Raw genomic sequence first — 25,751 nt, 5'->3', positions numbered from 1 at the left:
ATTTAGCCAATGAATTTAGGTTTTAGTTCCTACATCAGCCATGCGCCCTCCCTATTAGTTAAAAAATTCGCTATAATTGAGCAACATTTTTAGTATTTATCACGTTAAATAGCTAGCTCGTTAATCAATAAGGAAAGTCTATGAACCTAGATCAAGCGCGATTTTTTATGGTTGAACAACAAATTCGTCCGTGGGACGTTCTTGATCCACAAGTACTCGACCTTCTGAAAAGTTTGCCTAGACACGAATTTGTTGCCCAAAGCCAGCAAAAACTCGCCTACTCTGACATAGAGCTGCCAATTGGTGAAGGGCAATCTATGTTAGCGCCCAAAATTGAGGCCAAAATTATGCAAGCGATTGATGTTGCTCAAACCGACGATGTGCTTGAAATTGGCACAGGCAGTGGTTACATGACCGCTTTACTTGCCAGCCTTGCCCATTGTGTGACCACCATTGATATTTTCGAAAGCCTTCAAACCACTGCAAAAGCTCGCCTCAAAAAATTTAACAATATCAAATTTCATATTGGTGATGCCTCACAAACCTGGAACGACCTAAAAGACTACGACGCAATTGTTCTCACAGGCTCTTGTGCTCTAATTCCTGAAAGCTATAAAACAAAATTAAAACTGGGCGGTCGTTTGTTTGCAATTGTTGGACAAAGCCCAGCAATGGAAGCCATGCTGGTCACTCGCCTAAGTGAAAATGAGTGGTTTGAAGAATCCTTATTTGAAACCGATGTGATGCCACTTATCAACGCAGAAAGCAAAGAGGCCTTTTCTTTTTAACACTCGCATCCTCACCTATCGCCAGCGCTGTCTGGCGTTATCCCAAATATTGCCTATCAATCCATAAATTTTTCCTATAGACATTCATTAAAAATTCTTGCCCTAAAGAATATTTTATTTATATAGAATACTGGGTTCATTCCACACACCACTGAGGACGCTATTCTATGAAAAGACTTGCTCCGTTATTTGCAGCAGGCCTGGTTGCACTTAGTGCACACGCCCATGCCAATGAAGAACTACGCTTTGATCCTGAAGCCATGGCTTGGTTATGTGCTCCTTGCCACGGAACCATGGGCCGCGAGTTCTACGAATCCATGCCAGCCCTCGCTGGATTAGATCCCAAATTTTTTACCGAAATAATGATTGACTATCGAGAAGGACGACGCGCTACCACGATTATGGATCGCGTTGCGCGTGGTTTTTCTGATGCAGAAATTAAAGCTATGGCGCTTTGGTTTGCAGAGCAACCCGCTGAACAATGGAATCCACAGGAGTTCAAACATGCAGAATAAAACATTGAACCTATCACGCCGTGAACTCATTAAAAACTTTGGTCTTGGTGCGGTTGCACTATCTGGTTTATTTGGTGCCAGCCATAAGGCTTTTGCAAAAAACGCCCAGCATATTGTTATGGTTGGCGGAGGCATTGGGGGGGCGACCTTTGCTAAATATTTACGCTTTGCCGATGCAGATGTCAAAATTACCGTCATCGAACCTAATAAAGAATACATCACTTGCCTACGCACCAACGAGTTGATGGTCGACTTACACACATTAGACGATCTAACTTTTAGCTATGATACGCTGCGCAATAGCTACGGCATACAGTTCCTGTTCGACAGCGTAACAGATGTTGATTTTGATAAAAAACAACTACGCACGGCTCAAGGTGAGCAAATTAGTTATGATAAATTAGTCTTGTCACCAGGTATTGATTTTCGCTTTGAAGACTATGAAGGTTTAACAGCCGATGTTGCAGCCAATCATGTTCCCCATGCCTATATAGCTGGCCCTCAAACATTGTTACTGCGCGATCAGGTTCAAAGCATGCCAAAGGGCGGCACATTTATCCTTTCTCCTCCTGCTGGCGAATTTCGCTGCCCACCTGGCCCTTATGAACGTGCTTCGATGTTTGCAGAGTGGATGCAAAAACACAATCCTAGCGGTAAAATTTTGATACTGGACCCTAAAAACACCCATTCTAAATTTGGCCCGTTCCGTAAAGGTTGGGAGCGTTTATATGGTTTTGGCACAGATAACTCTATAATTGAGTGGGTTGCCTTGGATGAAGGCGGCAAGGTTACGGCTATTGATCCAACACGTAAAACGGTAAAAACAGAAAATGGTACTGAAATTAAATATGATGCCTGCAATATCATCCCTAACCAACGTGCAGGAAAAATTGTTCAACACCTTGGCTTAACCGACAGCTCTGGCTGGTGTCCAATCAAGCGCAATACTTTTGAATCTGAAATTCAAAAACATGTCTATGTACTGGGTGACAGCTCTATTGCCGATGCCATGCCAAAATCAGCTAATGCCGCTAACACTCAAGCCAAAGTGGCCGCTAAAGCGATTGTTGCGGAGCTTAAGGGCGAAACACCCGGTAATGCCATTTTCTCTAACGCCTGCTTTAGCCTAGTAGGTTCACGTTATGGCATCAGCGTCTCTGCAATTTATGAAGTGCGTGACGGATTGATTAAACCAAAAGGTAAGTCCGCAGGCGTTTCTCCAATTGTTGATTCACCTGCACAAGCTGCACTAGAAGCCGTATATCAGAAAAATTGGCACCGTACCTTTGTTAAAGATGTGTTCGGCTAAGTGAGGACGAAATAATGAGAAGAATTTTAAAAATGAAAACCAGCAAAACGCTTATTGGCTTATCTGTCGCCGCTTTGTTGTTTGGATGCTCCTCTGAACAAGCAGATACCGTCATGCCCTCAAGCAGCGAAATAAACCTAACAGAAACCACTACTGCCACTGAAAAAGTCGTGCAGCCAGTGAGTAACCAACCCACTGCAAAGCCAGAAAAAACCGCGGCGATTGCATGGGATAGTGCCCATTTGGCTGCAACCATTGCCGCTATGCCCGAAGGTGATATTCAGCGCGGTGAGCTCGCTCATAACCAGCTTATGTGCATCGCTTGTCATGCCGTTACTGGACAGCCTAGCTCACGTAACTTTGTTAACCTAAATGCACAACCTGCAAATTACTTGAAAAAGATGTTAATCGACTACCGTGATGAGCGCCGAGCCGAGTCCTACGGTCAGTCAAAAATCATGACCTATATTTCAAAAGAACTGACAGATCAAGACATTTCAGATCTCGCGGTTTTTTATGAGGCACAAGATTTACCCAAAGGCAAGGATGCAGGGTTTTATGCAGATGACCACATTGTACAGCTTGTTCGCATTGGGGACATGGCGCGTGGTGTGATAAGCTGCGCCGCTTGTCACGGTTCAGAAGGCCAAGGAAATGGCGATTTATTCCCTGCGCTAGCAGGACAAGAAGCTGACTATGCCATTCGCACCCTTAGAGCCTACCGTTCTGGTGACCGTAATAATGATGTTAACGGTATGATGCAGAATATCGCCAAAAACCTAACCGATGAAGAAATCGAAGGTTTAGCTGCCTATTACGAGAACCTTAACCCTTAAGCACCCTCTCTAAGTTTAGGGTAGATTAGGTTAGGTTAAGTTAGATTAAATTAGATTGACAGCCAGGCCTGGTTGTCAATCATCAACACTGCGCATCCAAATTTTTAAACGCTTTTAAATCTGAACCTGAGGCTAAATCCGCAGGATAAGGATCAAAAATCCACTAATTACGCTAAATAATCAATCTTAAATTCGGCTACCCATTGACACAACAACTTCATCAATGCAATCAACGGAATCACTCCCTCTCGAAACGCCTCTAAACTTTCATGATACAAGGATTTCTGATAATCACTTAGCTGATTTTTTACATAGCCGTACAGGTGATCAAATACATTAATCATTAGCTTTAATCATTAGCTTTTGCTGGGTTTTAGCAGCTAAAACCTGACCTTGAGTAAATAAACCCTGCCCCCCCCTTATCTGACACCTCAACCATTCAGCGGTAGGCTTATAACTCTTAATTCTATACAAACCACAAGAAGGCGATTTTGCTTTTACCGCGTCATCTGGACAAAACGGAATGAATTAAACGTATTTAAGCGATCCGTAACAAAGCCATCCTTTGCTGCCCTACGTTATAACGACATTTAACGCCCAACAAACAATTTGATACGGCTAAGCGTATTTGGGCTGGCTCGCAGTCTGCGAAGATTCAAAAAAACACCTCCTTATTATAAACGATCAAAAATTGATCCACTTTTAGGCATAAAAAACTTTTCATACAAACGAGACGCGTAGGTATTTGTCATCCCAGCAATATAATCACAAATAACGCGTTTTCGTTCACGTTCAGACTGCGCTTTTTTCACTTTCTTTAACGTATTGGATGGGAGTAATCTTTCTGCGTTCGCATCAAGTGCTTTAAACAACTCCATTACAATCAGTTGACCCTTGTATTCCATGCCTTTTACTTCTGGGATAGTAATCACATTTTTAAACACAAATTGTTTAAGCAAATCCAATACCACGCCCTGCGCTTCGGGCAAGCAGGCCTGGTAACGCAGTAAGGGATGATTGAAGTCGCTATTCTCAGCCACATAAACATGCTCTACCATTAACCCGACCATTTTACTGACGGCATGTTTTCGTGATTTTGAACTACCACTAAACAAACGCTCTGTCATGAGGTTATCCCACAAACCATAGGTCTTAAATAAAGTATTGTCCATCACTTCGGCTTGCCAAAGATCTCGGGTAACCATTTTCATCGCTACGGCATCCTCCAGATCATGAATACCGTAAGCAATATCATCCGCCAACTCCATAATAGTGGTGTCAAAGCCCTTATAACAGGTTTTGACATGATGCTTAACATCAGACTGATCAAGCGCTGTAAATAAAGCACGGTCCTTGGCAGAAAAAGGCGCTAAAACCCAATCGAAAATAATTTGCTCTTCTTTATAAATACTTTTAGGGGGGTACCAGGCCTGCATGTTCCAAGTCTTAAAATCTGTTACATCCGGCTCCTCTAACTGAGTGAGGTAAGCCGAGTTTAGTTTGATCACGTCATCATAAATAGCCGGATATTTCAAAACACCCAAGGTTGCACGCCTAGAGAGGTCTATGCCATTATCGGGCGTATATTCACCTAATTTAGATAGAATGCGTAATGTCTGGGCATTTCCTTCAAACCCACCATGATGGCGCATCATATAATTGAGAGCCACCTCACCGCCATGCCCAAATGGCGGATGGCCAAGATCATGAGCTAAGCAAATGGCTTCTATAAGATAGAAACTAGGTAACCAATCAAGATAGGCTTGATTGTCGCCATCAGTAATGAGTTGCTCAACCATACCTGAGCCAATTTGCGCGACTTCCATCGAGTGGGTAAGACGTGTTCTGAAAAAATCGGATTCGTTTAAACCGAAAATTTGCGTTTTGGACTGTAAACGTCTAAAAGACGCTGAATGAATAACCCGAGCACGATCGCGTTGGTAAACAATTCGTGCGGGTCGAGCAGCTGAATTATGTAGGTACTCCGTGTACTTTTGAGTCCATATCGACTCTTGTTCGATCGCATTCATCGTCTGTTTCTCATAATTCTAATGGCCATGATAATAACAAAATTAAACGCTCAACACAAAAATCCTAACCCTACCCCGAACCTAGTCAGAAAAACACCGACAAACTTTTTCAGCAAACTATTCAGCGAGTATAATTCAAGGTCATTTTTTAAAAACTCATAGGGAGCATTATGTCACGTTTATCTAATCTTAAAAAATCGACTCTACTAGTGGGTGCGTTGCTCTTTAGTCAGACGTCCCTCGCTGATCTCGACACGCTAGACCAAAAAGCTAGCTATTCAATCGGTGTAGACCTTGCCAATAATTTAAAGACTCAAGGCATAGAGCTGGAAATAGATGCTTTTTTACAAGGACTTGGCGATAGCTTAAGAAGTAACGAACTTAAACTAAGCAAACAACAAATGGCAACAGCAATCAGCGATTTCACTCGTTCTTTAGAAATGAAACAAAATGAACGCTATGCAGCATTAGCCAAACAAAATCTAGAACGCGGTCAAGCGTTTCTCGCAGAAAACAAAACAAAGAGGGGGATTATCCAGCTAGATAGCGGACTACAGTATCGGGTCATCGAAGAGGGTAAAGGTGAAAAAGCAACGCTTGATGACGTGATAATTGCACACTATCGAGGTCAACTGATTGATGGCACGGAGTTTGACAGCTCATATAACCGAGGTGTACCGATAGAATTTAAACTTAACAGCGTTATTCCAGGTTGGCAAGAAGCATTACAACTTATGAAAGCCGGCTCTAAATGGGAAGTGTTTATACCTTCAGAACTTGCTTACGCTGAGCGCGGCGCGGGAAGTCTTATCGGGCCTAACGAAGTGTTAGTGTTTGAAATTCATTTCATTACAACAGCGGTTCAAGACTAACCAATAAAAAAAGCCGATGCTAAAAAGTGGCACCGGCTTTGTCATAAGACAATAAAAGCTCTTCAAGAGGAGTTGTTAAAAACAACAGTTCTTATATTAATACAGTTCACACCCCATATCAAGAAATTCTAATATAATTTTATAATGATATTCTTATTTTGTACTTATTAGGCCTGGCTTTAGAAGCAGGCCTGGTGACAAGTTAATCTACAGCTTATTTTTAAGCAGTTTGAGATAATAAAAGGTTAACACGTTTAATAAAATCAGCCGGTGAAGCCAACTGATCACCTTCCGCTAATTGGGCTTGCTCAAACAAAAACAATGCCCACTGCTTGGTTTGCTCTTCATCATCAATTTCAGCAATACGCATAACCAATGCATGGTCCGGGTTTAACTCAAGCACCGGCTTAACCTGAGGTATAGATTGCCCCATTTGCTCCATTAATCGTGCCATATGAGGCGTAATACCCCCTTCTTCAGCGACGATACATGCAGGTGATTCAGTTAGTCGCCTTGTCATTTTTACATCAGCCACCTGATCCCCTAAGGCCGCCTTAACTTTTTCAACTAAATCGCTACGTTGCTTTTTCTGATCATCTGTCAAGCTGGCTTCATCTTCAGCAAACTCTTTAATATCGCCTTGTGTGATCGATTTGAGCGGCTTAGTTTCAAATTCAGTTAAATGTGCCACCAGCCATTCATCAATACGATCAGAAAGAAGTAATACCTCAATACCTTTTTTGCGGAACGCCTCTAAATGAGGACTTCCTAATGCAGCAGCATGTTTATCTGCGACAATATAGTAGATGGCTTCTTGACCTTCTTTCATTCTAGCCACATAATCTGCGAGACTGACACGTTGAGATTTCTCTCCCGTGTGTGTAGAAGAGAACAGCATCAGCTTTGCCAATTTTTCACGATTCGCAAAATCTTCAATTAACCCCTCTTTTAAAACCTGGCCAAATTGATCCCAGAAGGCTTCATATTCAGACTTGTCATCGGCCTTAGTCATTTTAGCCAACTGATCCAATACACGCTTAACTGAAGCCGAACGGATTTTATCAACCACTTGATTGCTCTGTAGGATTTCACGCGATACGTTTAATGGCAAGTCATTTGAATCTATCACACCACGCACAAAACGCAAGTAAGCGGGCATAAGATGCTCGGCATCATCCATAATAAACACGCGTTTAACATACAGCTTTAGACCATAACGACGATCACGGTCATAAAGATCAAACGGTGCTTTTTTGGGTAAATAAAGCAGCGAAGTATATTCAAGCGTACCTTCAACCTTGTTATGCATCACCGCCAGTGGTTTCTCAAAATCATGTGAAATGGTCTGATAGAAATTATTGTATTCGTCATCTGTTAAGTTTGACTTAGGCTGAGTCCAAATTGCGGTAGCTTTATTAACTTGTTTCCATTGTTTTTCAGTAACCGTCTCAACGTCTTTAGTTTCAGACTCGTTGTTTTCAGCCGCTTGATCAACCGCAACAGACACCTCTTCAAGCATTTGAATCGGGAAGTTAATATGATCTGAGTAGGTCGTAATAATATTTTTGAGTCGATACTCACTCAAAAACTCATCCATATCGTCCTTAAGATAAAGCGTTATCTCTGTTCCTTTGTGTGACTTATCAATGGTTTCAAGTGTAAACTCGCCCTCGCCATTAGATTGCCACTCAACCCCTTGATCAGATGGCATCCCCGCCTTACGGGTTTTCAAAACAACCTTATCTGCAACAATAAATGCCGAGTAAAACCCTACACCAAATTGACCTATCAAGTGACTGTCTTTGGCTTGATCACCGGTCATTTTCTCCAAAAACTTTTTGGTGCCAGAGTTTGCAATCGTGCCAATGTTTTCAATAACCTCATCACGCGTCATACCGATACCATTGTCACGTAACCTAATGGTTTTCGCCTCTTTATCAAATTCAACTTGAATGAACAGTTCACTCTCACCTTCACTTAAACTATCGTTTGATACACTTTCAAACCTTAACTTATCAAGCGCGTCCGATGAATTCGAGATCAACTCACGTAGGAAAATTTCCTTGTTACTGTAAAGCGCGTGAATCATTAATTTTAAAAGCTGCTTAACTTCAGTTTGAAAAACATGGGTTTCTTTGCATACACTCATTTAAAAAGGTCTCCTGCAGGGTTAAAAAGGTTAAAAATTACCTTTAAGTTAATAGAGACATATTTCATTATTTCAAGAGCTCACATAAACAAAAAGCCCCAAAAGGGGCTTTTATCAACGCAAACAACGTCTAAAAGAGTTCGATATCTTCCTGCTCTTGCTGCTCTTCTGCCATTCGCTTCATCATCCTTTCTTTCATAATTTCAATCGCTTGAACAGCTGGAATATGCTGATCAAAAATCAACTCAAACAGCTCCTCTTCTTCACGCATAGTCGTACCGCGGCGGACAGCTTGCCTAAACTCATTCCACTCGTCTACATCTTTAACGCGCATCTCATGAGACACAATTTCAGCCAAACCAGATAAACCATGTGAGACATGACCAAGACGCTGACTTAACTTATCATAAAACTGAAATGCAATAATAGCTTGCTGCATTTTTTGCGCTAATTCGCCAGTCTGATTCAAGAGAAACGAATGCTGCTTGTGAAAGATCACATCATCCGTCTCGATTTCTGACATTTTTTCAGTAGCCGATTGAATCTCTTCAATATGCTGCGTCATAAATCGAAAAGAATCAATCAGCGCATTAACTGAGTTATCACCTTCAGTAATCGACAACTCAATTTGAGCAACTGATAGGTTCAATACCAAAATAGTTTGTTGAACTTGCTTTGCCCCTAATGCGTAATCGCTTTTTTCTAACATGTCCATAGTTATCCTTTAATCGCAAACCTTATGCGGCTGAGACAAGATGCGGCTGTTTTTTCTCTACCGCTGATAGTTTGTGTGATGTTAAAGCTTCAGCAATATCTATAATAAGTGCAACCTTACCGTCACCCAAAATAGTTGCACCCGCAACACCTGAAATCTTCATAAAGTTTGTTTCTAAACTTTTAATTACAACTTGCTGCTGACCCAATAAATCATCAACAAAAACACCTGAGCGACGCCCACCCTCTTCAACAACGACTAGCAAACCATCCGAAAGGTCGGTTTTTGCATCACTTACTCCAAAACGCTTGTGTAAACGCACAACCGGAATATACTGATCTCTAAGTTTATAAAGTTCAGCCTGACCTGCGATTCCTTTGACCAATGACTTATCAACCTGAATAGACTCAACAATTGAAACCAAGGGGAAAACATAGGTTTGACTGCCCACAGCAGCAAGTTGCCCATCTAAAATAGCCAAGGTTAAAGGTAGGCGTATCGTAAAAATACTCCCCTTGCCACGCTCAGTTTGAACCTCAACACTACCACCAAGCCCGCGGATATTTCTGCGCACAACGTCCATACCTACACCACGTCCAGACACATCACTGACCACATCTGCCGTTGAGAAACCGGGATGAAAAATAAGGTCAACCAATTCATCTTGTGATAAATTGGTATCTAGATCAACAATACCTTTATCAATCGCTTTTTGCTTTAATTTATCTAGGTTAATACCTGCACCATCATCGGTGATTTGGATCAAAATATTCCCACCCTGATGGAAGGCCGCCATTTTAACCCTACCTTTTGCAGGCTTACCAAGCTTAAGCCTTTCATCAGGAGTCTCAATGCCATGGTCAATGGAGTTTCGTACAATATGTACAAGCGGGTCAGTTAGTTGTTCGAGCATGGTTTTATCAAGCTCAGTCCCTTCGCCTTCCATGATTAAGTCAATATTTTTACCTAGCCTTTGACTTACATCATGAACGATGCGTGGCATTCTATTAAAGGCAAAACTTACCGGCAGCATTCGAATATTCATTACACTTTCTTGAAGTTCACGTGTATGACGTTCAAGATGAGTTAAACCTTCTTTTAACTTATCAACCCATTCTGAGCTATCAGGGCTTTGCTCAGCTTGCTCACCAAATTGACTTAACATTGATTGTGTTATCACAAGCTCACCCACAAGGTTTACAAGCTGGTCAATTTTACTCAAGTTAACGCGAATAGAACCGTCTTGCTGGGGTGCTTTTTTCTGAAGTTCGACCTTAGCTGATTTGTTTGTTGTTTCAGAGGTTACGTCTTGTGCTACCGAGCTTGTAGCAGCCACAGACCTAGGCTGTCCAAGCGGCGTATCATTATGTAAAGATTCGTTTTCAGCCACACTCGTTAGAGGTTCAATCTTAATTTCTGCACCATCACCGTCTATCCACTCAAATACTTCTTTAACGTCATCCAGCTCAACTTCCATACCCCTTAGGGTTAAGGTCCAACTTATAAAAAGTTCTTCAGGATTAAACTCAGCTAAATTTGGCAGGTTTTGAAGGTCCGCTTCAACATCTAATTGACCCAGCGTATTCAGCTCTCTAAAAATTCGAAGTGGTTCATTACCTGTTTGAAGAAGATTTTTCTCAGGTAAAAGCTTAACCACCCATCCAGTTGGAGCAGGTTCGTTACCAGAAACGGCTGGTTGATTGCTAAACGCTGAAGTTGTTTTTCCACCCAAAATATCTTCAAGCTGGCCTTGAACTACCGAGGCACGCTCTTCATCAATGGATTCATGGTTTTGCAATTTGGTCAACATGTCACGCAATACATCTACTGCGCCAAGCATTACATCAATCGACTCTTGGGTAACATCACGCTTGAAATCACGCATTTCATCGAGCAGCGTTTCAAGCACATGAGTAAACCCTGCGATTTCTGAAAAACCAAACGTGCCACTTCCACCCTTAATCGAATGCGCTGCACGAAATATCTCATTTATTTTTTCAGAGTCAGGGTTTCCTGGGGGCAGCTCAAGTAACCCAGCTTCCATAATTTGCAAACCCTCAAAACTCTCTTCTAAGTAAGTTTGTCTGAACGTTTCCATCATATCCATAACTACATCCCCAGAGAATTTTTCTAAAAACTAGTTTAAAATCTAAAAAAGTTCAACATCACCTTCAACAGGATTGTGTTCAATCTTGTTGAAGTAATTGCTTTCCTGATCGACTAATGATTGATTATGCATCGGATTAAGGCGTCTTACGCGCACGCGCCCTGTCAAAGGATAATACATGACTTTGCGTGGAAAAACATCTCCTATGTCTTGTGATACAACTTTAAAACCCTCTGTGTAGATGTAATCAAATACAAAGCCTATGTTGTACCAACCAATATTCGTCATGGAACTCATAATCCTGCCACCGCCAAAAATCTTAAACTCAAGCCGGTCACGCCTCGCGCCAGCCCGCAACAAAGCATTAACCATGTTTTCCATCGCATAGTTTCCATAACGATTAGCATCCGAAAGCCCTGCATCTCGACTTGAGTTTTTTCCAACGGGTAACATGAAATGATTCATGCCACCAATCCCAGCAAGGGGATCACGGACGCAAGCTGAAATACAGGAACCCAGCACGGTTTCTATTCGCTCTTCTTCGCGAGTGACATAGAACTCGCCAGGGAGTATTTTAATCGTTGGTATCCCTTCTGCGGGATCAATGCTTTTTTGCATAACTAGAGTATGAATTCATAAAATCTCATCATAGCGCTTAGTCTGCGTAATTTCTATAGACACTAATAATAAAAACTATCTTTCCAGTAATTAATGAACTACTGAAGCGTTGCCTTGTTCATTTTTTTTTCAAACCGCCTACGTTTAAAAAAGTTAGACAGTTGCTGAGCGCAATGTGAAGCCAATACCCCTGATAAACTAAGCATAGTGTGATTTAATTTTTTCGAGTTGACGAGATTAAAGACTGAACCGGCTGCACCTGCTTTTGGATCATCGGCTCCATAAACCAAACGCTTAACGCGTGCATGCACCATGGCTGCTGCACACATTGCACAGGGTTCAAGAGTTACATAAAGCGTAGTATTGGGAATACGGTAATTTTGTTGGGCTTGCCCTGCGGCTCGAAGCGCCATGATTTCAGCATGAGCCGAAGGGTCATGCTGCTTAATGGACTGATTATAGCCTACGGCAATACAGTGCTGGTCTTTTACAATCAACGCGCCAACGGGAACCTCGCCCAGGTACTCTGCATAACCAGCCAAAGCCAAGGCATGGTGCATCCAAAATTCATCTTGCTCCGCTTGTGATAAGTTTGATGGACATTGACAACCCACCAAACTTTGCGGATCAGTAAACGCTACTCCCATTCAATTGTGGCAGGCGGTTTACTCGAAATATCATAGGTTACCCTTGAAATCCTTGGGATTTCGTTGATGATTCGGTTAGAAACTCTTTCAAGGAAATCATAAGGCAGATGCGCCCAACGCGCTGTCATAAAGTCAATCGTCTCTACCGCTCGCAAACTAACCACGTAATCATAACGACGAGCATCACCCACCACACCAACCGACTTTACCGGCAAAAAGACGGTAAACGCTTGAGAGGTCTTGTCATACAAATCAGCTTTACGCAATTCCTCGATAAAAATATGGTCAGCTAAGCGAAGTATATCCGCATATTCTTTTTTAACTTCACCCAGAATACGCACACCCAGACCTGGTCCCGGGAAAGGATGGCGATAAACCATGTCTGAGGGCAAACCAAGCTCGACACCAAGTTTACGAACTTCATCTTTAAATAATTCGCGAAGTGGTTCAAGCAATTTGAGTTCCATGTCTTCAGGTAAACCCCCCACATTATGGTGTGACTTAATGACTTTTGCTTTACCCGTTTTAGAACCTGCCGATTCAATCACATCAGGATAAATAGTACCTTGAGCTAACCATTTAACATTAGTTAACTTAGACGACTCCTCATCAAACACCTCAATAAAAGTATGTCCAATAATTTTACGTTTCTTTTCAGGGTCGGCCTCACCAATCAACTTATCCATAAAGCGCTTTTCAGCGTCAACACGAATAACCTTAACCCCCATGTTTTGTGCAAACATCGCCATGACCTGGTCACCTTCCTGATAGCGCAACAAGCCATGATCCACAAATACGCAGCTCAACTGTTCACCAATCGCTTGATGCAACAAAGCCGCCACGACAGATGAGTCTACTCCGCCCGACAAACCAAGCAACACCTCATCTGTTCCAACTTGCTCACGAATACGGGCTATGGAATCTTCAACAATATTCGCCGTAGTCCATAACTTTTCACAACCACAAATTTGCGATACAAAACGTTCCAGGATACGTAAACCCTGCTTGGTATGGGTTACTTCAGGATGAAACTGAATGCCATAAAACTGCTTTAGCTCATCAGCCATACCTGCAACAGGGCAGCTTTCAGTACTCGCCATCAGTTTAAAACCAGCGGGCATTTTCTCAACACGATCACCGTGGGACATCCAAACATCCAATAAACCATGCCCTTGCGCATTAACATGATCCTCAATATCACTAAACAAAGCGGTGTGACCATGCGCCCTTACTTGCGCATAACCATATTCATGCTCATCAGCATGAATAACCTGCCCGCCCAACTGCTGCGCCATAGTCTGCATACCATAGCAAATACCTAATACAGGGATACCCAACTCAAAGACCAGGCCTGGTGCTTTTGGCGCATCGTCACCCATTACGGTTTCGGGCCCTCCAGACAAAATAATGCCTTGCGCACCAAACTCCTTTATAAACTGATTATCAACATCCCAAGGTTCGACTTCGCAATAAACACCAACTTCTCGAATACGACGCGCAATAAGCTGAGTGTACTGAGAACCAAAATCAAGAATAAGAATACGATGATCATGAATTGAATGCTGTGTCATAAAAAATCCAATATTAAAAATGCAAACAGCGGAGTTTTGACTCCGCTTAGGTTAAAACTGACGCAAAACACTAAACACGGTAGTTAGGTGCTTCCTTCGTAATCATCACATCATGCACGTGGCTTTCGACCATTCCAGCATTGGTTACTCGAACAAATGAGGGCTTGGTGTTCATTTCAGCAATATCTTTACAGCCGGTATAACCCATACTAGAGCGAACGCCACCCATTAGTTGATGAATAATTGGCGACAAGGATCCCTTGTAAGGAACTCGGCCTTCAATACCTTCTGGGACGAGTTTATCTTCAGCATTAGACGACTGGAAATAACGATCACTTGAACCTTGCTTTTGAGCCATAGCGCCCAAAGACCCCATGCCACGATAGGCTTTATAGGCACGCCCTTGGAAGTATTCTACTTCACCCGGCGACTCCTCAGTACCCGCAAACATGCTACCCAGCATAATCGCAGATGCTCCGGCTACAAGCGCCTTAGCAACATCACCAGAGAAACGAATACCCCCATCGGCAATAAGCGGCACACCCGTACCTTGCAAGGCTTTAGCCACATTTGAAATCGCTGTAATTTGCGGCACACCTACACCCGCTACAATACGCGTTGTACATATTGAACCCGGCCCAATACCCACCTTAACGGCATCAGCACCTGCCTTCACCAAATCAAGTGCCGCTTCAGCGGTAGCAATATTTCCACCAATTACATCAATTTCAGGAAAGTTCTGCTTTACCCATGCGACACGTTCCAAAACCCCTTGCGAATGACCATGTGCAGTATCTACCACGATGACATCTACACCCGCTTTAATCAAGGCATTCACACGCTCTTCTGTATCTGCACCGGTACCTACTGCAGCACCGACCCGCAAGCGGCCGTTTGAATCTTTAGAGGCTAATGGGTGCTCATTAGACTTTAGGATATCTGTAACCGTAATCATGCCTTTTAAGTCAAAATTACTATTTACTACCAAAACGCGTTCAATTCGATGTTCATGCAGCAACTCCAACACAACATCACGATCAAACTTTTCAGGCACCGTAACCAATTTATCTTTCGGTGTCATCATCGCTGTAATAGGCTTAGTTAAATCAGTCACAAAACGCAAATCACGCCCCGTCACCAACCCCACCAACTTATCACCATCCATTACGGGAACGCTTGAAATATTATTTTCTTCCGTGATTTTTAGCACATCAGCCACACAAACAGAAACCTGAACCGTAATTGGATCCAAAATAACCCCATGCTCATATTTCTTAACCTTGCTAACCTCTGAAGCCTGCTCGTCAATCGTCATGTTTTTATGAACAATGCCGATCCCGCCCTCTTGCGCCAGGGCAATCGCTAAGCGTGATTCTGTAACCGTATCCATGGCCGCTGAAACTAAGGGGATGTTCAACGTTACATTTTTAGTCAACCTTGTTTTCAATGAAACGTCTTTTGGTAGCACAGTGGAGTGTGCGGGAACTAATAAAACATCATCAAATGTTAGTGCTTCTTGCAAAATTCTCACTTTAACTACCTCTCACAATTCTTTTATAGGTGGATTAGATATTTTTTTGGCATTAATCAAGTTTATTAAAAATAAAATAAAATATATTTAATTCATAAGCTTAGATGTAAAAAACCTATAAAAACTCTGGCAATAATCAATTTTTAAACCAATTTTACTCTATTATAAAGTTTGACAGCGACGGGGTAAACTTAATAACGTATAGACAAGCTACAAAAAACAGAAAAAATTCTGTTCGTACTTTAGCTTTTTGGGTTAATCCTATACAATAAACCCCGTGGTTTAACACATAAAAATAAAAGCTCAATTCTATTTGGAGGAATACATGAAAAAATTATTAGTAGGTGCTACTGTTGCAACTGCATTCTCAATGACCGCTTGCGCGCACAATCATTCAACCGCTGCATGTGACGATGGCTATGATTCGTTAGTTGCTGAGGCACAAGCCAAGCAAGAACAATCTAGAGCGAATGGTAATGTATGGCAACAACGTAATATGAAGCTACCTTATGTTGAACACTATCTTGCTGAAGCTGAAAAAGCTCGATTAGAGTCCGTTCGTCTAGCTCAGGAAGCTGTTAAATCAGCTAACGGTCAAATTGATCAATCGAACTATGGTCGAGACCTTACACCTGGTTGGTATAAAGAAGTTAGATAATAGTTATTTTATATCCCTATCAAATGCACCATCACTTAAGTTAACGATGGTGCTTTTTTTATTGGTATTACAGGTTTCTAATTTTATACAACAACTGCAACAACCTCATCTTCAACCCAAGCTTTACTTCGATTGGGTGACGAAACTCTAAGACTACCGGCTGAGCCTGGGGATTAAACAAATCATGATTAGGCCAATCCATAATATCTTCATACTCAAATCCCGTATCCATCGCTACAAGCTGCCAGGGCAACTCCTTATCACGTTGAGCCGCATGCGCACCTTGCTGATCAAAGGTAATTAACCATTTTTCATCAACTATTACCTCTTTTGTCTGCCCCGACTCCATCCATATTCTAACCACCTCTCCCGACTTCAACAGCGTTCCATAAGGCAAAAACAAATAGTGGGCATTCAAGTTAGAAACCGAATAGTCCGTTAAGGGTGGGCCATCAGGAAATCTAAAGGTACAAAACCCTTTGCCACAACAAGACATAAAACAGTCCTTTAAAATCAATTAACATTGGCGTATTATAAAACGATAAACAATTTAATCTTTAGGAGATTTGCTATGAGCATAGAATCCATTAACAGCCTAGGTTCTAATTTTTCAAGTATAAGCCCCGCCTCAGCCAATATGACAAGCGGCCAACAAATTAATCGAGCAGCTGACAACCCTTCTGGACTTGCTGTGGCAACGGGGCTTAAACAAGATGCAATCCGCGACTCAGCAGGTCTTCGTAATGCAAACGATGGTATTTCCTTATTACAAACAGCTGAGAGTGGTTCACGCAGCATAACCGCCAACATTCAACGCATGATGGAATTATCACTCCAGTCAATGAACGGAACAATGAACCCAGCGCAACGCAATACCCTTAACACTGAATTTCAGCAAATGATGCAAGCCATTGACCAAACCACTCAAAATACCAAATTTAATGGCATGGCGTTACTTAATGCTGAAAACACCGAACTCAGCATTGCCTTAGGAGAGACTTCGACAACACTAGGGTTACCCGAACTTAGTTTAGCAAGTCTTGGGCTAAGCAGTTTAAACATCAATAATGCAAACAATGCCACTTTAGCACTAGATAGCCTTCAAAAAGCCAGCTCTCTTCTTTCAGATACACAAGCCTTATTGGGTGCTCAACAGAACGGGTTGTTTAGCGCAGGGAACGACATGGCAACACTTAAACAAAATACACTAGAAAGCTTAAGTCAAATAATAGATACTAATTATGCAAAAGCCGCTAGTGACCAAGCACGTGAAGACATCTTAACCAAAGCCGGCATTATGATGCAAGCCCAGGGTAATCAAGACCGCGCCAATGTTTTACAACTCATCAATTAAGGCCAAAATGTGCAGCGACTTTTTTGTCAGAGCAGCTGCGCCCCACACCCCCTTTAGCGTATAATTTACAAAAATTTCAAAAGGGATTAACATGTTTGACCGCATAGGTATTTTTGGTAAATACAACGGTTTTCATTCTTGGAAAAGTATAGATAAATTAATCGGTTTTTTTCAAGAACATCAGCGCACCGTCTACCTTGACAAAACTTCCTGCGAAGATTTTCCAATTGAACGCTATGGTGTTGATCTTTTATGCCGAGATGAGATGGTTGGCAAAATTGATCTCGCGATTGTTGTTGGCGGTGATGGTACCTTTCTAGACGTTGCACGCTTTGTAGTTGACCAGCAAGTTCCCATTTTAGGTGTAAATCTTGGACGCTTGGGGTTTTTAGCAGATGTATCTCCCGAAACCATGCTAACAACCATGGAAGACCTGTTAAATGGTACGTTTGACTGTGAAGAGCGCAATCTTCTTCATGTTGAAATATATGAACATGATCAACTTGTATTCAAACACTTAGCGTTTAATGATGTGGTTATTCACAAGCCCGACACACCCAAAATGATCGAATTTGAGACCTTTATTAACCAACGATTCTTGAAAAGCCAACGTTCTGACGGCATGATTATCTCAACCCCCACAGGCTCTACCGCTTACGCACTCTCTGCAGGTGGCCCGATTGTGCATCCCAGCTTAAATGTCATTACACTCGTCTCAATAAACCCACACACTATGAGCAATCGCCCGTTTGTGATTGATGGCAATAGCGACATCGAACTTCGTGCACATGAAAATTGCAATGGTGTAGCGCGCATTACCTGTGATGGCCAAGTTACATTTGAAATTAATTCCAAACATCGAACACATGTTAAACGCCATCCGCTTTTTATAAAACTAATTCACCCTTGTGGTCATGATTACTTTCAACTTTTACGTGCCAAATTGCATTGGGGTGAAAAGCTATAATGCTTAAAGAAATTCAGATACAAAACCTAGCATTAATTGAAAAATTAACTCTCAACCTTGATGGCGGCTTTTGCGTTCTTACAGGTGAGACAGGTGCAGGCAAGTCTATTTTACTCGACGGGTTAGGCCTAATACTCGGCGAGCGTGCTGACACAGGTTTAGTTAGACATGGTGAAAAACGAGCTGAAATCAGCGCCTTATTTGATATCAACCATTTACCCACTATTCAATCATGGCTTGTAGAGCAAGCCCTTGATGACGACAACCAATGCTTACTTAGACGAATTGTTTATTCCGACGGGGGGTCAAAAGCATTTATTAATGGACGACCCGTGCCTGCAAGCACCCTAAAATCATTAGGCGCTTTCCTAATCGACATTCATGGTCAGCATGAACACCAATCTTTAATGTCAAATTACAATCAACTGAACCTTATTGATGCGTATGGTGACCACAGCAACAAACTCCATAAGTTAAAACAAAGTTTTAAATTATGGCAATCACTTACTAATAAGCATCATGAGCTCGTAACCAATCAAGCGGAACATCAATCAAAACGTGAATTAGCCGAGTTTCAACTCATGGAGTTCAACAAGGTTCAACCCCAACCCGATGAATTTAACAGCTTGTCAGAAGAACAACAAACACTAGCACATGCTCAGCAAATCATGCAAGCTAGCTTTAAAAGTTATGAAGCCATTGATGGCGATAATGGCGCAACCAAGTTAATCAACGATGCAATACATCAGCTTGAACAACTATCCACATTTACATCAGCTTTAAATCCGCAACTCAACCAGTTACAAAGCTCCATTATTGACCTACAAGAAGTAGCTAATGACATTCATCACTATGCCAACGCAGTAGAATTAGACCCAGAAAGACTTGAGATTGTAGAAAAGCGCTTAACTCTGCTTTATGGGCTAGCTAAAAAGCACCAGCTTAACCCAGATGAACTGACCAACAAGCACAAACAACTTGAAGACAACCTCAGACAATTAACGGATGGTTATCAATCGCTTGACGAGCTAAAATCACAGATCGACCAGGCCTGGTTGATTTACGAGAAACAGGCTTTTGATTTAAGAAAGGTGCGAGAGAAAGCTGCCCGTGCGCTGAGCCAAACCGTTACCCAGACGATGCAAACACTTGGGATGCAAAAAAGCGAATTTAAAATCGAAATTAATTCGCTACAAAAACCCACAGTGAACGGCCTCGATCGAGCCGATTTTTTAGTAACAGCGAACCCTGGCCAACCCGCTAAATCACTCAATAAAGTCGCATCAGGGGGTGAACTTTCCCGAATCAGCTTAGCTATTCAAGTAGCTTGTGCAGAAATAGCACAAATTCCAACACTTATATTTGATGAGGTGGACGTTGGAATTGGCGGAGGTGTTGCTGAAATTGTGGGTCAAAAAATGCGTCAGCTTGGAAAACACTGCCAAACCTTATCGATTACGCATCTAGGACAGGTTGCGGCCTATGGAAACCAGCACCTCAATGTAAATAAGGTCACACAGAAAAATACAACCTTGACCCAAGTGACTGAACTCAATAATCAACAACGTGTGAATGAAATTGCAAGAATGATTGGGGGATTAGAAATTACAGAACAAACGCTAAAACATGCTGAAGAATTATTAAATCGCGCTCAAAGCTCAAGTTAAACAATTGATGCGAGGTTTTATGCTCGCATCAATCTGGTTAAAGCTACTTGCTCTCTAAACTGCCGTAGATTACAAGGTTATGCCCTGAGAGGTTATAGTGATTTTCTTTAGCTATCTCACGAATACGTTCCTCAATCACAGGATCAACAAACTCTTTCACGTGCCCCGTTTTTATACAAACAAGATGATCGTGATTATCACCCGTATCCAACTCAAAAATTGAAATGTTATTTTCAAAATTTAATCTTCTGACAATACCCGCCTGCTCAAACTGAGTAAGCACACGATACACCGTTGCCAATCCTACTTCTTCACCCTGTTCAAGAAGAACCTTGTAAACATCTTCAGCAGTTAAATGATGTTGATCGCCCGCTCCCTCTAGAATTTCAAGAATCTTAAGGCGAGGAAGTGTAACTTTCAAACCCACTTTCTTTAATTCAGCACCGCTCATAATAACTCCATTTTAATTATTCTTGTAGACTGTATAAGAACATATTGATCTATGCGCTATAATAAACCATATGCACAGCACAAAGCCAATTAAAACCCATATATAACTCAATTAATTTTTACTAACAGAGCCCAAATAAAACTTATGAAAACACGGTTTGCACAACTCACCCTTCTAATCGCCAGCTTATCCTTGCTCCAAGCCTGTGGAGGCATCACTCCATACAAAGCACCGATGATGCAGGGCGTGGTTATTACTGAATCTATGCTTGAAGACCTTCAAGTAGGCCTTCATCAATCACAGGTCAGGCAATTACTTGGACCTGATTATGGCGCCAATCCTTTTAAACCTAATCACTGGGAATATATTTATACCAGTTCAAACACCACACTTCATTCTGAGGCTATCAGGCATCTTATAATTAAATTTGATGATAATGGCTACTTAACTGATTGGCAACGAATAAAATAATCCTAGCTTAAGTCAGAACGCTCCTCCTCGACCTGCTTTCGCCTGCGCTCTCTTGGATCGGCCTTTAGTGGCCGATATATCTCAACCCTGTCCCCTTCTCTTACAATATAATCCAGTTTAACGGGTCTACTGAAAACACCCACCTGCTCAACAACCAGGCCTGGTTGATCACACAATAAAGGGGAAGCTTCAATAACTTGCTTTACCGTTATACCAACCGGGACATCAAGCTGATATAAATACTGCTGATCAGGCAACCCATAAGCAACTTCAACACGCATAGTCTCCTCACACAACCGCTTGAACTCCATAAATATCCTTGGCACGCAACACAAAACTTTCCACCAAAGTATTCGCAATCTGCTCAAAAACATTACCCAACAACCGACTCATCATGCCGCTTTCCACTTCAAACTCGACCTCAAAACTAATCTTACAAGCGCTTTTATCTAATGCTTTAAAACACCACTCTCCCTTAAGCATCTTAAATGGGCCATCAACTAACTGCATCTGTATTCGCTCTGCAGGCACCAAGGTATTTTGGGTAGTAAATGTTTTTTTTAAACCTAATTTTTGAATAACAATGCTTGCATTCATCGCAGTAGCCGACTGAGCATGTACTTGAGCACCACCACACCAAGGCAAAAAAAGCGGGTAGTTATTAACATCGTTAACAACATCAAACATCTGCTCCGCAGAATAGTTTAACAACGCTGTTCGTGAAACTTTCTTCATCGAGACCTTATCCGTAAAGTTAGATTTCCGTTATAATAGGCGACATTATGGCAAAAAACACTAAAAAACAAAACAACTCAAACCGTATTGCGGATAATAAAAAAGCGCATTTTGACTATTTCATTGAACAACGCATTGAAGCGGGTCTGGTTCTTGAAGGTTGGGAAATCAAAAGCCTCCGTGCTGGCAAAGGTCGAATAACGGAAAGTTACGTCCTGCTTAAGGGCAATGAGGCTTGGTTATTTGGAGCTCATATTCACCCACTGATTACTGCCTCTACGCATTCTGAACATGACCCTCTTCGTACTCGCAAACTTTTGCTACACCGAAAAGAAATTGACCGCCTTATGGGTCAAGTTGATCAAAAAGGCTACACCGTTGTTGTTCTAAGCCTTTACTGGAGTAAAGGCCATGTTAAAGCAGAAATTGGACTGGCCAAAGGTAAAAAACTTCACGACAAACGCGAAACAGAAAAACAGCGTGACTGGAATAGGGATAAACATCGCATTCTCAAATCTAATCGCTAAAATATAATTAAAATTAATACCCTATTATCATTTAAAGCTTTATAATAAAACTAACCATATCGGGGCTGCATTGGTTTCGACGGGGAGAACGAAGTTTAAGACGCATGTCGTGCCTGAATGATGCACGTAAATCTTAATTCAAATTGTTATAGTTGCAAACGACGATAACTACGCTCTAGCGGCTTAATCCCGCTGGTGCGGCACAGGGCAGTTGTTCGTGGCTCCTGATGCCGTATCGACTTACACGGAATCGTATTTACCGCGTGTTTGGGTAGGTAAATGTTAAACCAGACAAACTCGTCTTATGTGGTCCCTGCTAGCCGGGCAACATCAAGATTAAACTAATAGACTAAATAAACATGTAGACTCCTAAATGGAGGCTTTCCGGACGGCGGTTCGACCCCGCCCAGCTCCACCAATACACAATAATAAGCCGCTTCTTAGCGGTTTTTTATTACCCTAAATCTATAGCCTGCTGTAACTAGCCTTGATTAAGAGTACCAACATGCCACCAATACACGCACTGCCTGCCAGTACAGGCCATTACGATACCCCTTAAGCAGATGAGCCATCAACCACCCGATAGGTTTTAATACAGGTAACAGATTGTAATGGTCAAGTCCTTTACTCACTACTCCCTGGTTTTCTTGAAATGACACATTCCTTGTTGAAGTTTATCGTGATTTTTGGTTCGATGATTGTAATTTTAATCGGCGGGATGAACTTATCGATTGCATTAAAAGCCAGCGTGTACGTTATAGTCATTTATTCTTTTGAGATTTGGTGGCATTTAATTGATATTTTAAAAGCACTGTTGATCCCATTTATTTATGGTGTTGATATGACTGAGGGTGTACCGGCGATAGGTTTTGGTGTCGCATCAACCGGAGCCCAGGCTGGGTTTATTTTTGAGATCATCATGGTTGCTGCTTATGTTTTTGTGCCTGGAATGGTGATTGGGTATATGGCTCTTTCGGGATTGGGTAAGGTTGAAGATGCTGCTTCAACGGAGGCTGGAAATGCCGCTAATACAAGGATACCTGGACTGTCAACCCTTTTTCGTACACAAAGACGCCCATTTTCTATCTAACGCCTGCATAGCCCTGACCCATTGATTTTCATACGCTACGGGCGAGTAATGATCATTCGTGCTGTGCATTCTTTGGTGGTTGTACCAGCCAATATAATCGGACACATCGTGTAACGCTTGTTTGCCTGTGGTGTACGTTGAGCGATAGACGCGTTCTTTTTTCAGGCTGGCAAAAAAGCTTTCGACACAAACTGGCTGCCTTGGTCGGTATGGATAATCAGCCCGCGTGTGGGTTTTCGGTTCCACAGTGCTCTCAATAACGCTCTTTTGACCAGCTGGGCATCCATTCGATTATCCATCGCCCAACCGACCACACGGCGTGAATAGAGGTCTATAAACACCGCTAAGTATTGCCAGCCTTCAAGCGTGCGAATGTAACTGATGTCCGCAACCCATTTTTGATTGGGGCCTTTAACATCAAATTGACGTTTGAGTGCATTGGCGCCAATCCGGCCATCGTCAATATGGGCTACATTGCGATTACGGTAACGCTGGCGTGTGGCGACGTTTAGCCCTAGCGCTTTCATACGCTCGATGATGCGCAGGCGACTGACTTCCAGCTTATGCTCGCGTTTGAGCCGGCGATTCTCTGCTTCTAGATCAACCGGTTTAGTCATTGCGGGTTGGATTGCGCCTTTTTCTTTATTGGCGCGACGGTATTTGTCAACCCAGCCATAAAGCGTGTTGTCTTTGATGTCTAAATCGCGCGCTATTTGCGCAATCGTTTTTGACCCTTCAAGCGCCATTTCAATCGCTTGTTGCTTGAGTTGGTCGTCATAGCGTTTTGGGTGTTTGATTGTCATGTTCCATTCCTCGTATTTCAGTCACATTTTAACGTGTCTTTGTGTACGAAGGATTCTAGCCAGTCCAATGAATGGCTAAGTTGGGATAGGGATGTTTGGAATGGTTACACTATTTCGTACCTAGATGATGTTATAAAATAATCATCTAAGGAGACCCGAAATGGCCAATGCAAAATACGACACTGAACTCAAAAAAGAAGTTATTGACGCCATCGTTAATAGCGGAAGAAGTTCAGCCCAAGCCGCAAGAGATTATGAGCTACCCGTTACTGTTGTTTACACTTGGGTTCGCTCTCACAAACTAAAACATGATTTGGCCGTAATTCCAAAACAATCAGAATCTCTAGAACAAGAAAATAAACGGCTTAAAAAGGAACTCGCTCAAGCCAAGATGGAGCGCGACATCTTAAAAAAGCCACCGCATACTTTGCCAGTCTCGAGAAGTGAAGTATGCCTGGATACAAAAGCATCGAGAAGAGTTCCTGCTTGCACTAATGTGTAAGGTATTAAAAGTGCCCGTCAGCAGCTTTAATAGCTGGCTAAAACTAGACCAGACTGATAAGGCGAGCGAACAAAAAAATAATGCTGACTTAATTAAAGAGGTTTTCGCCACTTTAAAAGGAAATGCAGGCGCTAGGGGTATAAAAGGTTATTTAGCCGACGAAAAGAATGTGACGATGAGTCGGCGCAAAATCGCAATAATCATGCGAAAACAAGGTTTAATCGTCCACACACGTAAGAAGTTTAAGAAAGCCAACAGTGCGGCGATTAATGATCCAAAAATAAAGCCAAACCTGCTCAACCAAGTGTGGGTCGGTGACATAACACAAATTAAAACCCAGCAAGGCTGGATGTACTTGGCCACTTATATTGACCTTTACTCAAGAAAAGTGGTTGGCTGGGCATTAGAAACGCATATGCGTTCAGAGCTCATTGAGACCGCGTTAAAAAGAGCTTTATGGAATCGTAAGCCCCCTAAAGGACTGATGGTTCACACGGATCAAGGTAGTCAGTTTATCAGTCACGCTTACCGCAAATTGATGGCTCATTGGGGCATTAAGCAAAGCATGAGTCGGCGGGGAAATTGTTGGGACAATGCGGTTATTGAGAGCTTCTTTAAATCTTTCAAAACAGAAACCGTTTACCAGCTCAAAAAGTTAATCGACCAACAAGAAATGCGTTGGCTAGTTTCGGAATATATGGGGCACTACAACCATATCAGACCACACAGTTCGAATGGTTATATTCCACCTGCCAAATTTGAGAGAATGCGGCTAGACCGACTAAAAGAAATTGAAGAAAATCTAGGTACGAAAAAGTGTTGACACTCCAAGTTCCTG

At 42.1% G+C, this 25,751-nt stretch carries 29 protein-coding genes and 1 other RNA gene; 15 read left to right on the top strand and 15 right to left on the bottom strand.

Annotated features, from left to right (window positions below; translation table 11 throughout):
* Positions 1-140: 140 nt before the first annotated feature.
* The 4 genes from P8S55_RS07910 (at position 141) to P8S55_RS07895 (ending at position 3,448) form a co-directional block, all read left to right on the top strand.
* Complete coding sequence (locus tag P8S55_RS07910; RefSeq protein ID WP_289223682.1) at positions 141-788, top strand: protein-L-isoaspartate O-methyltransferase family protein; 648 nt, start codon at positions 141-143, stop codon at positions 786-788.
* Positions 789-955: 167 nt separating this feature from the next.
* A complete protein-coding gene (locus P8S55_RS07905) occupies positions 956-1,303 on the top strand; it encodes a c-type cytochrome (protein ID WP_289223681.1) in 348 nt (115 codons plus the stop codon).
* Positions 1,293-2,612, top strand: coding sequence for an NAD(P)/FAD-dependent oxidoreductase (locus P8S55_RS07900; protein ID WP_289223680.1), 1,320 nt, complete (start codon positions 1,293-1,295; stop codon positions 2,610-2,612). Before P8S55_RS07905 ends, P8S55_RS07900 begins: the two co-directional genes overlap by 11 nt.
* Before the next feature lie 14 nt (positions 2,613-2,626).
* A complete protein-coding gene (locus tag P8S55_RS07895; protein ID WP_289223679.1) occupies positions 2,627-3,448 on the top strand; it encodes a c-type cytochrome in 822 nt (273 codons plus the stop codon).
* 167 nt (positions 3,449-3,615) lie between these two features.
* Here P8S55_RS07895 and P8S55_RS07890 read toward each other — a convergent pair whose 3' ends face one another.
* Both P8S55_RS07890 and P8S55_RS07885 read right to left on the bottom strand, forming a co-directional pair.
* Entirely contained in the window at positions 3,616-3,792 is a 177-nt protein-coding gene (locus tag P8S55_RS07890; RefSeq protein WP_289223678.1) for a DUF1722 domain-containing protein, read from the bottom strand.
* Between the two features lie 330 nt (positions 3,793-4,122).
* Positions 4,123-5,478 (bottom strand): anti-phage deoxyguanosine triphosphatase, encoded by a 1,356-nt coding sequence (locus P8S55_RS07885; RefSeq protein ID WP_289223677.1) that lies wholly within the window; start codon positions 5,476-5,478, stop codon positions 4,123-4,125.
* 170 nt (positions 5,479-5,648) lie between these two features.
* Between P8S55_RS07885 and P8S55_RS07880 the strand changes: the two genes are divergently transcribed.
* On the top strand, positions 5,649-6,350 hold the full coding sequence (locus P8S55_RS07880; protein WP_289223676.1) for an FKBP-type peptidyl-prolyl cis-trans isomerase: 702 nt from the start codon (positions 5,649-5,651) through the stop codon (positions 6,348-6,350).
* A gap of 220 nt (positions 6,351-6,570) precedes the next feature.
* Here P8S55_RS07880 and htpG read toward each other — a convergent pair whose 3' ends face one another.
* From htpG to guaB, 7 genes are all read right to left on the bottom strand, one after another.
* On the bottom strand, positions 6,571-8,499 hold the full coding sequence (htpG, locus tag P8S55_RS07875; RefSeq protein WP_289223675.1) for a molecular chaperone HtpG: 1,929 nt from the start codon (positions 8,497-8,499) through the stop codon (positions 6,571-6,573).
* A gap of 130 nt (positions 8,500-8,629) precedes the next feature.
* Entirely contained in the window at positions 8,630-9,208 is a 579-nt protein-coding gene (locus P8S55_RS07870) for a hypothetical protein (RefSeq protein ID WP_289223674.1), read from the bottom strand.
* A 28-nt stretch (positions 9,209-9,236) separates the two neighbouring features.
* Positions 9,237-11,321: a chemotaxis protein CheA gene (locus P8S55_RS07865; RefSeq protein WP_289223673.1), complete on the bottom strand. Its 2,085-nt coding sequence runs from the start codon at positions 11,319-11,321 to the stop codon at positions 9,237-9,239.
* A 42-nt stretch (positions 11,322-11,363) separates the two neighbouring features.
* Positions 11,364-11,939: a chemoreceptor glutamine deamidase CheD gene (gene cheD / locus P8S55_RS07860; protein ID WP_289223672.1), complete on the bottom strand. Its 576-nt coding sequence runs from the start codon at positions 11,937-11,939 to the stop codon at positions 11,364-11,366.
* A 98-nt stretch (positions 11,940-12,037) separates the two neighbouring features.
* Positions 12,038-12,586, bottom strand: coding sequence for a tRNA adenosine(34) deaminase TadA (gene tadA, locus P8S55_RS07855; protein ID WP_289223671.1), 549 nt, complete (start codon positions 12,584-12,586; stop codon positions 12,038-12,040).
* On the bottom strand, positions 12,577-14,157 hold the full coding sequence (gene guaA / locus P8S55_RS07850) for a glutamine-hydrolyzing GMP synthase (RefSeq protein ID WP_289223670.1): 1,581 nt from the start codon (positions 14,155-14,157) through the stop codon (positions 12,577-12,579). The genes tadA and guaA overlap by 10 nt, the downstream gene beginning before the upstream one ends.
* Positions 14,158-14,227: 70 nt before the next feature.
* Positions 14,228-15,688 carry an IMP dehydrogenase gene (guaB, locus tag P8S55_RS07845; protein WP_289223669.1) on the bottom strand — a complete coding sequence of 487 codons (1,461 nt, stop codon included), beginning with the start codon at positions 15,686-15,688 and terminating at the stop codon, positions 14,228-14,230.
* 325 nt (positions 15,689-16,013) lie between these two features.
* Here guaB and P8S55_RS07840 point away from each other — a divergent pair, with 325 nt between their 5' ends.
* On the top strand, positions 16,014-16,346 hold the full coding sequence (locus P8S55_RS07840) for a hypothetical protein (RefSeq protein ID WP_289223668.1): 333 nt from the start codon (positions 16,014-16,016) through the stop codon (positions 16,344-16,346).
* 67 nt (positions 16,347-16,413) lie between these two features.
* On the opposite strand, the gene P8S55_RS07835 is transcribed toward P8S55_RS07840, so the two are convergent.
* Entirely contained in the window at positions 16,414-16,842 is a 429-nt protein-coding gene (locus tag P8S55_RS07835) for a hypothetical protein (RefSeq protein WP_289223667.1), read from the bottom strand.
* Positions 16,843-16,917: 75 nt separating this feature from the next.
* Here P8S55_RS07835 and P8S55_RS07830 point away from each other — a divergent pair, with 75 nt between their 5' ends.
* The 3 genes from P8S55_RS07830 (at position 16,918) to recN (ending at position 20,334) form a co-directional block, all read left to right on the top strand.
* Positions 16,918-17,700, top strand: a complete 783-nt coding sequence (locus P8S55_RS07830) for a flagellin (protein WP_289223666.1) — start codon at positions 16,918-16,920, stop codon at positions 17,698-17,700.
* A 91-nt stretch (positions 17,701-17,791) separates the two neighbouring features.
* Entirely contained in the window at positions 17,792-18,667 is an 876-nt protein-coding gene (locus P8S55_RS07825) for an NAD(+) kinase (RefSeq protein WP_289223665.1), read from the top strand.
* Complete coding sequence (gene recN, locus P8S55_RS07820) at positions 18,667-20,334, top strand: DNA repair protein RecN (protein ID WP_289223664.1); 1,668 nt, start codon at positions 18,667-18,669, stop codon at positions 20,332-20,334. Before P8S55_RS07825 ends, recN begins: the two co-directional genes overlap by 1 nt.
* Before the next feature lie 43 nt (positions 20,335-20,377).
* Here the strand turns inward: recN and fur are convergent, their stop codons facing one another.
* Complete coding sequence (fur, locus tag P8S55_RS07815; RefSeq protein WP_289223663.1) at positions 20,378-20,785, bottom strand: ferric iron uptake transcriptional regulator; 408 nt, start codon at positions 20,783-20,785, stop codon at positions 20,378-20,380.
* Positions 20,786-20,929: 144 nt separating this feature from the next.
* Between fur and P8S55_RS07810 the strand changes: the two genes are divergently transcribed.
* Positions 20,930-21,256: an outer membrane protein assembly factor BamE gene (locus P8S55_RS07810; protein WP_289223662.1), complete on the top strand. Its 327-nt coding sequence runs from the start codon at positions 20,930-20,932 to the stop codon at positions 21,254-21,256.
* A gap of 2 nt (positions 21,257-21,258) precedes the next feature.
* On the opposite strand, the gene P8S55_RS07805 is transcribed toward P8S55_RS07810, so the two are convergent.
* A complete protein-coding gene (locus tag P8S55_RS07805) occupies positions 21,259-21,537 on the bottom strand; it encodes an RnfH family protein (RefSeq protein WP_289223661.1) in 279 nt (92 codons plus the stop codon).
* Between the two features lie 7 nt (positions 21,538-21,544).
* Positions 21,545-21,991 carry a type II toxin-antitoxin system RatA family toxin gene (locus P8S55_RS07800; protein WP_289223660.1) on the bottom strand — a complete coding sequence of 149 codons (447 nt, stop codon included), beginning with the start codon at positions 21,989-21,991 and terminating at the stop codon, positions 21,545-21,547.
* Positions 21,992-22,038: 47 nt separating this feature from the next.
* On the opposite strand from P8S55_RS07800, the gene smpB reads away from it, so the two are divergent.
* From smpB to P8S55_RS07785, 3 genes are all read left to right on the top strand, one after another.
* Positions 22,039-22,518, top strand: coding sequence for an SsrA-binding protein SmpB (gene smpB / locus P8S55_RS07795; RefSeq protein WP_289223659.1), 480 nt, complete (start codon positions 22,039-22,041; stop codon positions 22,516-22,518).
* Positions 22,519-22,579: 61 nt separating this feature from the next.
* Positions 22,580-22,936, top strand: a transfer-messenger RNA (tmRNA) gene (ssrA, locus tag P8S55_RS07790).
* A 234-nt stretch (positions 22,937-23,170) separates the two neighbouring features.
* The gene (locus P8S55_RS07785; RefSeq protein ID WP_289223658.1) at positions 23,171-23,608 is read left to right on the top strand and encodes a hypothetical protein; all 438 of its coding nucleotides are present in this window, start codon (positions 23,171-23,173) and stop codon (positions 23,606-23,608) included.
* On the opposite strand, the gene P8S55_RS11165 is transcribed toward P8S55_RS07785, so the two are convergent.
* Both P8S55_RS11165 and P8S55_RS07780 read right to left on the bottom strand, forming a co-directional pair.
* Entirely contained in the window at positions 23,567-23,854 is a 288-nt protein-coding gene (locus P8S55_RS11165; RefSeq protein WP_353957006.1) for an IS3 family transposase, read from the bottom strand. The two genes, P8S55_RS07785 and P8S55_RS11165, sit on opposite strands and share 42 nt — an antisense overlap.
* Entirely contained in the window at positions 23,770-24,411 is a 642-nt protein-coding gene (locus P8S55_RS07780; RefSeq protein WP_289223657.1) for an IS3 family transposase, read from the bottom strand. The genes P8S55_RS11165 and P8S55_RS07780 overlap by 85 nt, the downstream gene beginning before the upstream one ends.
* 160 nt (positions 24,412-24,571) lie before the next feature.
* On the opposite strand from P8S55_RS07780, the gene P8S55_RS07775 reads away from it, so the two are divergent.
* Entirely contained in the window at positions 24,572-24,913 is a 342-nt protein-coding gene (locus P8S55_RS07775; RefSeq protein WP_289223656.1) for a transposase, read from the top strand.
* Complete coding sequence (locus P8S55_RS07770) at positions 24,855-25,736, top strand: IS3 family transposase (RefSeq protein ID WP_289223655.1); 882 nt, start codon at positions 24,855-24,857, stop codon at positions 25,734-25,736. The genes P8S55_RS07775 and P8S55_RS07770 overlap by 59 nt, the downstream gene beginning before the upstream one ends.
* The last annotated feature ends 15 nt before the right edge of the window (positions 25,737-25,751 follow it).

Source organism: Thiomicrospira sp. R3, assembly GCF_029581415.1.
GTDB lineage: Bacteria > Pseudomonadota > Gammaproteobacteria > Thiomicrospirales > Thiomicrospiraceae > Thiomicrospira.
The sequence above is the reverse complement of the archived record's forward strand: the minus strand, read 5'-3'. Positions and strand labels throughout refer to the sequence as shown.